This is a genomic window from Duganella hordei (assembly GCF_040369125.1).
Classification (GTDB): Bacteria; Pseudomonadota; Gammaproteobacteria; order Burkholderiales; family Burkholderiaceae_D; genus Rugamonas; species Rugamonas hordei.
Window position 1 is genome coordinate 216,077 of record NZ_BPWI01000008.1, and the last position, 12,537, is coordinate 228,613.

General features: G+C 64.7%; 12 protein-coding genes. 3 read left to right on the forward strand and 9 right to left on the reverse strand.

Features of this window, described 5'->3' with window-relative positions; genetic code table 11:
• Window positions 1-21: 21 nt before the first annotated feature.
• Window positions 22-1,086 (forward strand): rhodanese-like domain-containing protein, encoded by a 1,065-nt coding sequence (locus ABWW33_RS19700; RefSeq protein ID WP_176652769.1) that lies wholly within the window; start codon window positions 22-24, stop codon window positions 1,084-1,086.
• 164 nt (window positions 1,087-1,250) lie between these two features.
• Window positions 1,251-1,913, forward strand: coding sequence for a PEP-CTERM sorting domain-containing protein (locus tag ABWW33_RS19705; RefSeq protein WP_353403333.1), 663 nt, complete (start codon window positions 1,251-1,253; stop codon window positions 1,911-1,913).
• A 79-nt stretch (window positions 1,914-1,992) separates the two neighbouring features.
• Here the strand turns inward: ABWW33_RS19705 and ABWW33_RS19710 are convergent, their stop codons facing one another.
• From ABWW33_RS19710 to ABWW33_RS19730, 5 genes are all read right to left on the reverse strand, one after another.
• Window positions 1,993-2,418: a DUF7684 family protein gene (locus ABWW33_RS19710; protein ID WP_353403334.1), complete on the reverse strand. Its 426-nt coding sequence runs from the start codon at window positions 2,416-2,418 to the stop codon at window positions 1,993-1,995.
• Between the two features lie 68 nt (window positions 2,419-2,486).
• Complete coding sequence (locus tag ABWW33_RS19715) at window positions 2,487-3,467, reverse strand: glycoside hydrolase family 53 protein (protein WP_353403335.1); 981 nt, start codon at window positions 3,465-3,467, stop codon at window positions 2,487-2,489.
• Between the two features lie 125 nt (window positions 3,468-3,592).
• Window positions 3,593-4,486 carry an SMP-30/gluconolactonase/LRE family protein gene (locus ABWW33_RS19720; RefSeq protein WP_353403336.1) on the reverse strand — a complete coding sequence of 298 codons (894 nt, stop codon included), beginning with the start codon at window positions 4,484-4,486 and terminating at the stop codon, window positions 3,593-3,595.
• 29 nt (window positions 4,487-4,515) lie between these two features.
• Window positions 4,516-5,136, reverse strand: coding sequence for a 2-dehydro-3-deoxy-6-phosphogalactonate aldolase (locus ABWW33_RS19725; protein WP_353403337.1), 621 nt, complete (start codon window positions 5,134-5,136; stop codon window positions 4,516-4,518).
• Complete coding sequence (locus ABWW33_RS19730) at window positions 5,133-6,032, reverse strand: 2-dehydro-3-deoxygalactonokinase (RefSeq protein ID WP_353403338.1); 900 nt, start codon at window positions 6,030-6,032, stop codon at window positions 5,133-5,135. The genes ABWW33_RS19725 and ABWW33_RS19730 overlap by 4 nt, the downstream gene beginning before the upstream one ends.
• Window positions 6,033-6,209: 177 nt before the next feature.
• Between ABWW33_RS19730 and ABWW33_RS19735 the strand changes: the two genes are divergently transcribed.
• Window positions 6,210-6,785, forward strand: a complete 576-nt coding sequence (locus ABWW33_RS19735; RefSeq protein ID WP_353403339.1) for a hypothetical protein — start codon at window positions 6,210-6,212, stop codon at window positions 6,783-6,785.
• 4 nt (window positions 6,786-6,789) lie between these two features.
• Here the strand turns inward: ABWW33_RS19735 and ABWW33_RS19740 are convergent, their stop codons facing one another.
• The 4 genes from ABWW33_RS19740 to ABWW33_RS19755 all read right to left on the reverse strand — a co-directional run bounded on the left by ABWW33_RS19740 (window position 6,790) and on the right by ABWW33_RS19755 (window position 12,350).
• Window positions 6,790-8,052 carry an MFS transporter gene (locus tag ABWW33_RS19740; protein ID WP_353403340.1) on the reverse strand — a complete coding sequence of 421 codons (1,263 nt, stop codon included), beginning with the start codon at window positions 8,050-8,052 and terminating at the stop codon, window positions 6,790-6,792.
• A 21-nt stretch (window positions 8,053-8,073) separates the two neighbouring features.
• The gene (locus ABWW33_RS19745; protein WP_176652761.1) at window positions 8,074-8,604 is read right to left on the reverse strand and encodes a PadR family transcriptional regulator; all 531 of its coding nucleotides are present in this window, start codon (window positions 8,602-8,604) and stop codon (window positions 8,074-8,076) included.
• 146 nt (window positions 8,605-8,750) lie between these two features.
• Window positions 8,751-10,622, reverse strand: coding sequence for a glucokinase (locus ABWW33_RS19750; RefSeq protein WP_176652760.1), 1,872 nt, complete (start codon window positions 10,620-10,622; stop codon window positions 8,751-8,753).
• Between the two features lie 90 nt (window positions 10,623-10,712).
• Window positions 10,713-12,350: an alpha-amylase family glycosyl hydrolase gene (locus ABWW33_RS19755; RefSeq protein WP_353403342.1), complete on the reverse strand. Its 1,638-nt coding sequence runs from the start codon at window positions 12,348-12,350 to the stop codon at window positions 10,713-10,715.
• Window positions 12,351-12,537 lie beyond the last annotated feature (187 nt).

Below are 12,537 nucleotides of genomic sequence, written 5' to 3' on the forward strand. Positions count from 1 at the left end.
CTCGTTCAGAATTCAGCCATCATGATCTTCCGCCAGCTTTTCGACCCCACCTCCTCCACCTACACCTACCTGCTGGGCGATAGCGGCGAGGCCTTACTGATCGACCCGGTGTACGAGCAGGTGCCGCGCGACCTGGCGCTGCTGCAGGAGCTGGGCCTGCGCCTGCTGGCGACGCTCGACACCCATGTGCACGCCGACCACGTGACCGGCGCCTGGCGCCTGCATCACAGTTGCGGCAGTGGCATCGCGCTGGCGAAAGTGGCCGGCGCGGAACTGGCGGACCGGCCGCTGGTGCACGGCGACCGCATCGACTTCGGCAGCCGCCACCTGACCGTGCGCGCCACGCCCGGCCACACCAACGGTTGCCTGACCTATGTGCTGGACGACCAGAGCATGGCCTTCACCGGCGACAGCCTGCTGATACGCGGCTGCGGCCGCACCGACTTCCAGCAAGGCAGCCCGCAGCAGCTGTTCGCCTCGGTGCACGAGCAAATCCTGACGCTGCCCGACACCTGCCTGCTCTATCCGGCGCATGACTACCGCGGCATCACCGTCACCAGTGTGGCCGAGGAACGCCGCTTCAACCCGCGCCTGGGCGGCGATGTCGACGTCGGTGACTTCAGCGGCTACATGAACCATCTCAACTTGCCGCATCCAAAATTGATGGATGTGGCGGTACCCGCCAACCTGCGCTGCGGCAAACCCGAGGGCGACACGCCCGCGCCCGACTCGCCCACCTGGGCGCCGCTGACGCTGCGCTTCAGCGGCGTATGGGAAATCGAACCGATGGCCCTGCTGGAGCACGCGGCCAAGGTACAGATCGTCGACGTGCGCGAAGCGCCGGAATTCATCGATCGCCTCGGCCACTTGCCGGGCGCGCAGCTGGTGCCGCTGTCGCAGCTGATGGACCGGCTGGGCGAACTGGACCGCGACCGGCCGGTGGTGGCGGTCTGCCGCTCTGGCGTGCGCTCGGCCCAGGCCAGTGTGCTGCTGGCCAAGGCCGGATTCAGCCAGGTCGCCAACCTGGCCGGCGGCATGCTGCGCTGGAAGAGCGAGGCGCTGCCGGTGGCGTCGGACAGCCTCTAGGCGCCAGGAAATCCTCGGCCCCTATTGCTGGCGGGTAATTGCAAATACGCAACAACAGATATATTTCTTGCATCTCCTTGGCGGATCGTGCTATCTTACGCTTGTGATTCGGAAACATGTGTTGCCGATCGAGCATTAATCCAGCCTCCCGTCAGGAAAAAATTATGAAGAACATCGTCAAAGTCGCACTGCTGAGCGCCATATTGGCAGCCGGCGCCGCTCATGCCGCCTCGCACCCTGGCCCTGGTTCGTCCAGCGCCAGCGATGTCAAACTCAGCACGGATGCTGCCGATAAGTTCCTACTGATCCAGAGCAGCAACATCAACCCGATCCAGTCGACCGCAGGTTTCGCCAGCCAGTTCGCCGCGACGTCCCTGACCCAGTCCACCGGCTGGACCTTGGCCGAAACCGTCCAATCTGACAACGGCGTCCTGACGCTGACGGACAAAGCCGCCCTCGATGGACTGAGCTTCTCGTTCACCCAGGCAGCCAGCCGCACCACCGGCACCTGGTCGGTCACCAACACCAACCTGACCAAGAACACCACCGTCGACCTGACGCTGTCCTTCCACGCTGGCAACAACGTCGGCAGCTTCCTGTTCGACAACCAGGCGGTATCGGCAGGCCAAACGCTGACCGGCACCTGGGCCATCAAATGGCTCAACAACGCCAACAGCGCCAGCAGCATCCCGCTGTTCTCGAACGTGGGCATCTACACCGGCCAGCGCTCGCTGACATCGGCCGTTCCAGAACCGACCACCTATGGCATGATGCTGGCCGGCCTGGGCCTGGTGGGCTTCGTCGCGCGCCGCCGCAAGTCCAGCTAAGCAACCCGCGCAGTCATCAAAAACGCCGGCAATCATGCTGGCGTTTTTTTATGGCGCCCCGATTGCGGATTGCCGGAGCTCAGGCGTCGCGGAACTCCGCTTCGATTTCATCGCGGCGCGGGGTGTCGGCGATGTGCAGGACCAAGGTTTCGCGCAGCTCGTGGGCGGGATGCACGGCGCGGTGCTTGGCAAACCAGAAGACCTCGCCCAACTCTTCGTCCTCGTGCGCGGTGGTGACCACCAACTGCTCGTCGGGAACGTCTTCGTAGTCGGACGCTTCCAGGCTGGCGTCCTCCACCGCTTCGCGCCAGGCTTCGCATTGGCTGCCCCATGCCAGCGCATACACGCAGCCCGACGCCACCAGGGCGCGGCTGGTTTCCCACATCGTCATCTCCGCCACGTCGGCCTCGACGACCAGCACGGCTTTGAATGGAGACAGCCCCTCCAGTACGGGAAGATCGCTGTCCGGAGCGAGATGTAAATAACGGATGACGGGTTTCTGCATGATGGAACCATAGATGACGATTCCCGGATTTTAACAGGGAGGGGCAAGCCCCTCCCCGCGCTCACGGTTTAAAACGGATCCAGCGCGACGGTGAACTTGCCGCTCGCATCAAGCGCGCCCATCGTATAGCCCTGCCAGCCCGGATACGCCTGCGGCTCCCAGTAGAACACGCCCAGCCCGTTCGAGCCCAGCGCCTTGGTCTTGGCCAGCAGATCGGCCAGCATCGCCTTGGTGGCGGCCGTCTGCGTCCAGTCCATGCCCACTTCCGACACGATCACCGGCTTGGCATAGCGCGACACCATGTCCCACATATTGGTCGAGATCTTGTTGTTGTAGTTGGCCCAGTCCGATGCCGGCGGATAGTGCGACATGCCGATCACGTCCCACTTGGCGCCGGCGTTCTTGACGCCGTCGAAGAACCAGCGGTACAGCGCGTTGTCATAGCCGTTCGACAGATGCAGGATCACCTTGGCGCTCGGATAGACCGCCTTGGTGGCGTTGTAGCCGCTGTTGATCAGGCCCGCCAGGTTGCTGAAGCTGGTGGTCTTGCCCTCCGGCCACAGCATGCCGCTATTGATCTCGTTGCCCACCTGTACCCACTCGACCGTGATGCCGTTGGTCTTCAGGTAGTTCAGGATGCCTTGCGTGTGGCTGTAGACGTCGTTATTGAGCTGCGCCAGCGTGTGGCTGCTCCAGGCGGCGGGCTTGGTCTGCTGGCCGGGATCGGCCCAGCTGTCGCTGTAGTGGAAGTCGACCATGATGCGCTGGCCTTGGGCGGCCGCGCGCTTGGCCTTGTACAGCACGTCGGCGCCGTCGTTCCAGCCGACGCTCGGGTTGACCCACACGCGCAGCCGGATCGCATTGACCTGCAGGTTTTTCAGCAGCACAAACGGATCGGTCTTCACGCCGCTGCTGTTATAAAACGAGTAGCCGCTGGACTCCTGCTGGCTGACCCAGCCCACGTCGGCGCCGTTGGCGAAGGTGGCCGAGTACGCGGCCGCGCTCAACGCCAGGCCGAAAAATGCGAACAGCAAATTCTTGAGTTTCATGTAGTCTCCAGTGTTTTTATGGTTTGAATGACACTCGCTGCGAACCGCCTGTGCGCACCTCCCCCCGCCGCGTCGCGCGGCATGTCAAAAACTGAAGCTCGGAATTGAAGCGTTAAACCGCGTCGCTAGCCGAAGCGCGCGGCGGGAACGCCGGCCACCTCGACCTGCACGGCGAACAGCGCGCCGGTCAGCGGAAACTCCTGCAACTGCTCCGGCGTGTTGTCTTCACGCGCAGTGGTGATGAACAAGGTCTTCAGGTCGGCGCCGCCGAAGGTGCACGAGGCGGGATTGCGCACCGGCACGCGGATGGTCGCCAGCAGCTCGCCCTCGGCCGAGTAGCGGCAAACGCGGCCACCGCCCCACTGCGCGATCCACACGCAGCCTTCGCTGTCGACCGTCATGCCGTCCGGCGAACCCTCGCCTTCGCCGAACTGGCGCCACAGGCGCGGCGCGCCCAGCGTGCCGTCCGCCGCCAGCGGATAGGCGTAGGTGCGGTCCTCGTAGCTGTCGGTGTGGTACATGGTGGCGCCGTCGTTGCTGAAGGCCGGGCCGTTGCAGATGTGATAGCCCTCGTCCGCCACCGTCAGAGACAGGTCGGCATCGAGGCGGAACAGCAGGCCGATCGCCTGCGCGTAATCGGTGTTGTGCATGGAGCCTGCCCAGATGCGGCCGGCGCTGTCGGCCTTGGCGTCGTTCATGCGCAGGCCGCTACCGGCCGGGAATGGGCGGTGCAGGTATTCGATGCGCAGTTCCGGTTCCAGCCACACGCGGGCGATGCCGTCGCGCAGGCCGGCCATGAAGCCGTCGCCGTCGCGGCGGGCGACCAGCCAGCAGATGTAGTCCGGCATGGCCCAGCTGCGGCGCGTGCCGCTTGCCACGTCCAGCGCATGCAGGGCCTGGTTCTTCAGGTCGACAAAGTACAAGCGGTTTTGTTCCGCTACCCACAACGGGCCTTCGCCCAGCTGCGCGTTGGCTTCCCACAGGCATTGCACATCGGGTTGCACATCTTGTTCGCTCATCAGTTCTGCTCCGAGTCTGGAATCCCGCATCATACTTTCAAGGCACGCCACTTGGCGACATAGGCCGCCGCGCGCTGCGCCAGTTCGTCGAGCGTGGTGCCCGGCGTGTACAGCTGGCCGCCGATGCCGAAACCGGTGGCGCCGGCGCGCACCCAGCCTTCCATGTTGTCGGGCGTGATGCCTCCGACCGGCCACATCGGCGTACCGGCAGGCACCACGCTGTTGAAGGCTTTCAGGCCTGCGTGGCCGACCATATCGGCGGGGAACAGCTTGAGCGCGTCGGCGCCGGCGTCCAGCGCGGCAAACGCCTCGGTTGGCGTGGCGACGCCCGGAGCGCAATACATGCCCAGATCGGCGGCGCGGCGTATCACAGCCGGATTGCAGTTCGGCGACACCAGCAGGCGGCCGCCCGCCTCGTGCACCGCGTCGACGTGGGCGACGGTCAGCATGGTGCCGCCGCCGACCAGCGTATCGGCCAGGTTCAGCTTGACCAGCGTGGCGATGCACTCGATCGCGCCGGGGCGGTTCAGCGGCACTTCCAGCGCGCGGAAGCCGGCCTGGTGCAGCACCTTGCCGACATCGGCAGCTTCGGCGGGCGCCAGGCCGCGCAGGATGGCGACCAAAGGCGTGGCGGGGTGGGATTGGTTCATTGTGGACCTTTGAGGAATTGGGAGATCGCGGTGCAATAGACCCGGTGCGGGTCGAGCACCTCGCACTGCAAGCCGAAATGCGCGGCGGCGACGGCGTAGCGGGCCGCCAGCGCCGGCGAGCCGATGACGGTGATGCCGCCGGCGCCGGCCTGCGCGCGCGCGGCGGCGAATTCGGCGCCGATCAGCAGGCCGCTGACCACGGCCGGCGCCTGCTGCGCCGGCGCGGAGCGCGACACCACGCCGGCGCGCACGCGGAACAGCGTGTTCGACAGCGGTTCGTTCCTGCCGGCCTGGTTCAAGCCGATGGCAAAGCCTTCGGCATCGGCCGCGTCGCCGCCCATCATGGACGACAAGGTGCCGCCGGCCGACAGCATGGCGAACAGCTCGCCGGTCATGTAAGTGGACAGCGACTGGATCACGCCGTCGCGCAGCAGCACCCATTTGCTGTGGGTGCCGGGCAGCACCAGCCAGCCGTCGCGATGGCCCAGCGCGACCGCGCCCAGCAGCTGCGTTTCCTCGCCGCGCATGACGTCGACGTCCGAACCGCTGCGATAGCAATAGCCGGGCACGATGCGGCAGCGGCCGGCCCAGTCGGGATCGGCGACCGGCGCCAGGTGCGCGGGCAGCTGCCGCAACGGCACCGAGGCGTCGAGATAGCCGACTTCCTGCCAGCCGGAGGCGCTGCCGACCATGCCGGACATAATCACCGGCACGTCGGCGGCGATGCCCATGGCAGCGAGCAGCCCGGCCAGCGATGCGCTGAAATGCTGCTGTCCGCCGACCGCCAGCATGCCCTGGCCATCCTCGTGTTCGGCCACGCAGGCGCCGGTTTGATCGATCAGATAGGCGCGCCGGTTGCTGGTGCCCCAGTCTATTGCCAGTATGTTTTTGTCCACTATGACGGAATCCTTTGATTGTCTGCCATGATGGTACGAAAAAGCCCGCCCCCACTCCAATGAATTATCACGCCGGAGTAATACAAAAATGATATAGCCAGTCACCGGGAAAAGTTGCCCGATAGATGCCTTTGGTTTAGTATGGCCGTCAAGAAAATAGTCCAGGCAACTCCCCCTATGGAATCTCGCACCCCGTCCCCCCGAAATCTGTACCTGGCAGGCGCCGTTGCCGGCGCCCTGCTGCTGGGCGCGGCCGCGTATTTCGCCAGCGTCACGCCGGCCGAGTCGCAGGTGATGCCGGCGTCGGCCAAGGTGCCGGCCAGCGCCAGCGCGTCCGCCTCGGCCAGCGCCAAGGCCGTCGTGGCGCCGCGCGCTCCCGCCGCCGCCAATGTGGCGCCGGTGGTGCCGGCGGAACCGCAGCATCTGCGCAGCAAGGAGCAGGCCGCCAGCGCGCTGATGGCCTTGCCGGAACTGCAAGCCTGGTCGGCCATCGTCGAGAAGAATTCGGGTGGGAAATCGCACGGGGCGCTGATCGAGTACGACCCCGCCCCACGCAAGCTGAACGGCAAGAACTACTGGCAGTTCAGCTTTGTGGAAAACAGCGCGGAAGCCGCCCAGCGCTGGGAAAGCTTCCTGGTATCGTCGAGCGACGAAGAGATCCTGGTGGAAGACGCCAGCACCGACGAAGTCATCAGCCTGGCGCGCTGGCGCCGCGAAAAACACCCCGCCAAGCGCACCGGCATCGATAACTAGTCAACTAGGCCGCCTGGCGCTCCCCGGCCGGCGCAGCGGCAGCCGTCGTTGCGCCTCCCACCTGCCCTATCCACAGTACCGAGAACAAGGTCAATCCTGCGGCGATCCAGCCGTTCAGGCTGTAGCCGGAGATATGCCCGGCAGCATCGGTATGCAGCCACAAGCCGCCCACCAGCGCGCCGACGCCGCTGCCGATCTGCTGGATCGCCGAATTGGCGCTGAGGAAGGCGCCCCGTTTGGCCGGCTCCGGCACCGTCGTCATCAGCGCCTGCATCGGAATGTTGCGGCCGGACAGAGCCGTCATGAAGAACGGGAAGAACAGGATCACCGCGTACAGCGGCATCTGCGGCATGTGGGTCATGAACATCAGCGGCAGGATCGAGAACAGCGCCACGTAGCGGTAGACCTTGTGCGCCCCGACCCGGTCCGACCAGCGGCCCAGCATGCGCGCCGTGAACAAGGTCGCCACGCCGCCGGCCAGGTAGACAAAGGTGATCTCGGCCGGCTGCACGCCGATGTTACTGACCAGCACAGGCGAAATAAACGGAATCACCATCATGCCCGTCATCATGTTCACGCCCGACAGCAGGAAAGCCTTCAGGTGGCCGCGCACCTTGTACAAGCCGATCAGGTCGGGCAGCACCTGGGCCAGCGGCACGCGCCGGCCCAGGTGGCCATCCAGCGACGGCAGCACGCGCCAGGCGCCGAACCAGATCAGCAGCGAGAACAGCACCAGCAGGTAGAACGGCGAGGCCCAGCCGTAGTGCGCGGCCAGCATGACGCCGGTCGGCACGCCGGCCACGGCCGCCAGGCTGAACGAGGTCATGACGATGCCGGTGGCCGCGCCGCGGCGGTGGGCCGGAATCAGGTCGCCGATGATGGCCATGATGATGGACGCCAGCACGCCGCCGGTCAGGCCGGCAAAGGCGCGCGACAGCACCAGCACATGGAAGTTGGGCGCGACGGCGCACGCCAGGTTCGACAGCGTGAACAGCGCGAACATAGCCAGCAGCAGGCGCTTGCGGTCGAAGCGGTCGATGTACATCGACGCCAGCAGGCCGGAGATGCCGGCGCACCAGGCATAGGCCGACACGGCGCCGGACACGGCCGCCGGTTCGATGGCGAAGGCGCGCATCAGCTGCGGCGCCAGCGGCATCATGACCATGAAGTCCATGATGACGGTGAACTGCGTCAGCGCCAGCAGCCACAGCACGAGGCGCTCGCGCGCCTCGGGCAGCGGTACAGCGGGAGGGACGGTTGATTGCATATTGTTGTTTCCCTTCCGGGGTCAATCCAGCGCCAGGATCTCGGCGGTGGTGCGGCGCAGGATGGCACGGATATGCTCCAGCTTGGCCGCGCTCGGGTGGTTTTCCAGGCCCTGGGCGATCACCGCGTGCTTCAGCTCATGCATGATGTTGCGCAGGTCGTCGCGCGATTCGGCCGGATCGCTCATGCGCGCCACGATGGCGTCGACAAACTGGCGGTTCTCGGCCAGGAAGGCCTCGCCCTCCGGCGTGATGGTGTGCAGCTTCTTGTTGCCGTCGGCGGTGGCGACCACGTGGCCCATATCCAGCAGCATCGACAGCAGCGGATAGATCGCGCCGGGGCTGGGCGTGTAGCCGCCGCCGGAGCGCTGCTCCAGCTCCTTGATGATCTCGTAGCCGTGGCGCGGCTTCTCGGAAATCAGCTGCAGCACGATATAGCGCATGGCGCCGGCATCGAACATTTTCGGACCACGGCCACGGCCGCCGCCGCGATGGTGGTGATGGTCGCCGTGCGGGCCGTGCGGACGGTGCTTATGATGTAAAAATCCAAACATGAGTCTCTCCTTCGATATGACAAGTTAAGATATAACTTATTAAGACATATCTTAACTTGTTTGCGGACGAGTTCAAGCAGGAATTTGTAACAGGCAAAAAAAAGGCAGACCGCGCGGTCTGCCTTTTTTGCCCGGTCCGGACGGCTTTAACTGTCCAGGTGGGAAATCAGCAGGCGGCGGTTGTCGGCGTCGCCGCTGGATTTGTGTTCGACCACCAGGCGCGAGTTCTGCGTGTCCAGCGAAATGCCGACCGACAGGATGTCGATCAGCAGCAGCTGCAAGATGCGCGAAATCATCGACAGGAAGGTCGTGCTGTCCTCGCTGTGGTCGACCGCCAGGCAGACCGTCGCCTTCTTGGCCAGCGGCGAATTGCTCGACGTGATGGCGATGACGTCCGCCCCCGCCGCGCGCGCCGCGTCGACCGCCGCCAGCAGATCTGGCAGCTTGCCCGAATTGGAAATCGCGATCACCACGTCGCCCGGATTCAGCAGCTCCGCCGCCAACGTCAGCAGGTGCGAGTCGCCATAGGCCGAGGTCGGAATGCGGAAGCGGAAGAACTTGTGCTGGCCGTCCAGCGCCACCACGCGCGAATTGCCCATCGCGTAGAACTCGACCCGCTTGGCCTTGGCCACCAGCGCGATCGCCTTGTCCAGCGAACGCACGTCCAGCTGGTCGCGGAATTTCAGAATCGCGGAAACGGTATTGTCGATCACCTTGGCGCTCAGGTCGTGCGTGCTGTCGCTGACGCGCACCTGGCTGTGGCGCACGGGAATCGCGCCGGTCAGGCTGCTGGCGAACTTCAGCTTGAAATCGGCCAGGCCGAGGAAGCCCAGCGAACGACAGAAGCGGATCACGGTCGGCTGACTCACCTCGGCCAGGCGCGCGATGTCGGCGATCGGTTCGTTCAGCACCAGGCGCGGCTGCTCCAGCACCAGCTGCGCCACGCGCTGCTCGGCCGGCGTCAGCTCGTGCTGCAGATGCTGGACGCGTTCCATCAGCGTGTTGGCGCCGCTGCGTCCGCGCAAGTGCTCGGACAGGATGGTCGCCACACCGTAGAACGCCGGGTTCGGCGTGGTGATGACGTAAGTCGGAATCTCGGACAGGTAGCTGGTGAAGCGTCCCTTGGCTTCAAAGCGGGTGCGGAACGGCGACGAGGCGAACCACTCGCCCATGCGCGGCACGATGCCGCCGCCGATGAACATGCCGCCGAACGCGCCCAAGGTGACGGCCAGGTTGGCGGTGGCGCCGCCCAGCATCGCGCAGAAGCATTCCAGCACTTCCAGGCACAGCGGATCCTTGTCGGTCAGCGCGCCGGCCATGATTTCCTGCGACGTCAGGTCGCGCACCTGGCGGCCGTTGCGCTTGGCGATGGCGCGGTAGATGATCTCCATGCCGGGGCCGGAAATCAGCCGCTCGGTCGACACGTGCGACCAGGTCTGCCAGGCGTACTGCAAGATCGAATATTCGCGCTCGTCGGCCGGCGCGAAGTTGGTGTGGCCGCCTTCCGAACCGAGCGTGACGAAACCGTCGACGGTCGGGATCACGCCCGACACGCCGAGGCCGGTGCCCGGCCCCAGCACGCCGATGACCGAATTGGACGCCGGCTTGCCGCCGCCCACCTGCATCAGGTCGGCCGGCTTCAGGCCCGGCAGCGACATCGCCAGCGCGGTAAAGTCGTTCACCACCAGCAGCGTGTGCAGGCCCAAGGCGCGGCGCACTTCGTCGGTGGAAAATTCCCAGTCGCGGTTGGTCATGCGCACGTGGTCGCCGCTGACCGGGTTGGCCACCGCCAGCGCCGCGTGGTTCAGCGTGATATCGGAATGATCCGACAGATAGGAGCGCAGCATCGCCACGATGTCGGTGTAGTCGTCGCACTTGAGCACGCGCACCGCACGGAACTCGCCGGGCGCGGTCTGCAGCGCGAAGCGGGCGTGGGTGGCGCCGATGTCGGCCAGCAGGCGCGGGCCGTCGGCAAAGGCGGTGCGATTCAGTTTTTGATCCACTTCAGCTTGTTTCATCGTCGATTCAGTCAAAACAGTTGGCGGAAGCATACCCGAAATACGTAATGTTAAGAAGGAAACGATGCGAAAACGTGGCGCTCCCTTCCTTTATCTGGCGTAGCCAAACCACGCGCCGAAGGCCGGCAGCTGCACCTGGCCGTCGGTCACCGTGCCCGGCAGGCCGTAGCCTTCCATCTGCTCGGCGCCCACCGCTTGCGGCAGTGCGAAGCTGGCCGGCTCGGCGCCCAGGTTGAACACGGCGATGATGCCGCGCTCGCCCTCCGCATCGCGGCGCAGCGCCAGCACCGGTTCCGGCGTGTCGAAGAACTGGATCGCGCCGCGCGTCAGCTGCGGCAGCTTGCGGCGCCAGGCGATGAACTTGCGGGTAAATTCCAGCGACGATCCGGCATCGCCTTCCTGCACCGAGGCCGCCTTGGCGATGTGGTCCGGCGACACCGGCAGCCACGGCTTGCCGCTGGTGAAGCCGCCGTTCGCTTCGGCGCTCCACGCCATCGGCGTGCGGCAGCCGTCGCGGCCCTTGAACTCCGGCCAGAAGGTGACGCCGTACGGGTCCTGCAGCAGTTCGAACGGCACGTCCGCTTCGGCAAACGCCAGCTCGTCGCCCTGGTACAGGCACGGCGTGCCTTTCAGCGACAGCTGCATCGCCAGGATCATCTTGGCGAAGGCCACCGGCGCCGCGGGGCCGCCCCAGCGGGTCGCCACGCGCTGCACGTCGTGGTTGCCGACCGACCAGGAAGCCCAGCCGCCCTTGACGCGCGCCTCGAAATTCTCGACCTGCTTGCGGATGTAGTGCGAGGAGCAGGTCGGCACCAGCAGGTTGAAGCTGTAGGCCATGTGCAGCTTGTCGCCGTCGGCCGTGTACTCGGCCATCACGGCCAGCGAATCGTCGGCGCCCACTTCGCCGATGGCGACCGCCTTGTATTCGTTCAGCAGCGCGCGCAGCTTCTGCAGGAACGGCAGGTTCTCCGGACGGCTCTTGTCGTAGATGTGCGCCTGCATGCCGTACGGGTTCACGTCCGACACGGTGGCCGTGTCGCGGTTGGTGGCCGGCGGATTGCTGCGCAACTCCAGATCGTGGAAGTGGAAGTTGGAGGCGTCCAGGCGGATGCCGTCGACGCCGCGCTCCAGCCAGAAGCGCAGCGCGTCCAGGTGCGCCTGCTGCACTTGCGGATTGTGGAAATTGACCTGCGGCTGGCTGACCAGAAAATTGTGTAAATAGTATTGACGACGGCGGGTATCCCACTGCCACGAGGAACCGCCGAATACCGACATCCAGTTGTTCGGCGGATTGCCGTCCGGCGCGGGATCGGACCACACATACCAGTCGGCCTTGGGATTGTCGCGGCTGGAACGGCTCTCCTTGAACCACGGATGCTCTTCGGCCGTGTGCGCCATCACCTGGTCGATCATGATCTTCAGCCCCAGGCTGTGCGCCCTGGCGATCATCGCGTCGAAATCGGCCAAGGTGCCGAACATCGGATCGACGTCGCAGTAGTCGGAAATGTCGTAGCCGAAGTCCTTCATCGGCGACTTGAAATAAGGCGAGATCCAGACGATGTCCACGCCCAGCGATGCGATATAGTCCAGCTTTGCCGTAATACCAGGTATATCGCCGATGCCGTCACCGTTGGTATCGTTGAAGCTGCGCGGGTAAACCTGGTAGATGATCGCTTCGCGGTACCAGTCCTGGGCGTGCGGGGAGACTTGTGTAAGTTGTTTAGTCATAAGAAAATCCGGGGTTGGCAAAACTGGATATAGGTTTGTAGACAATATACATCACGAATATGGAATTTTCAATCCATGAGGCTCTTGCGGATTAACACGATTAATCCATAAAAATCAATATCTTACGTATTTTTATAAAAAATCGTCAGGTAAAAATAGTAGTCAAACTACACAAAATTGGGAGAGA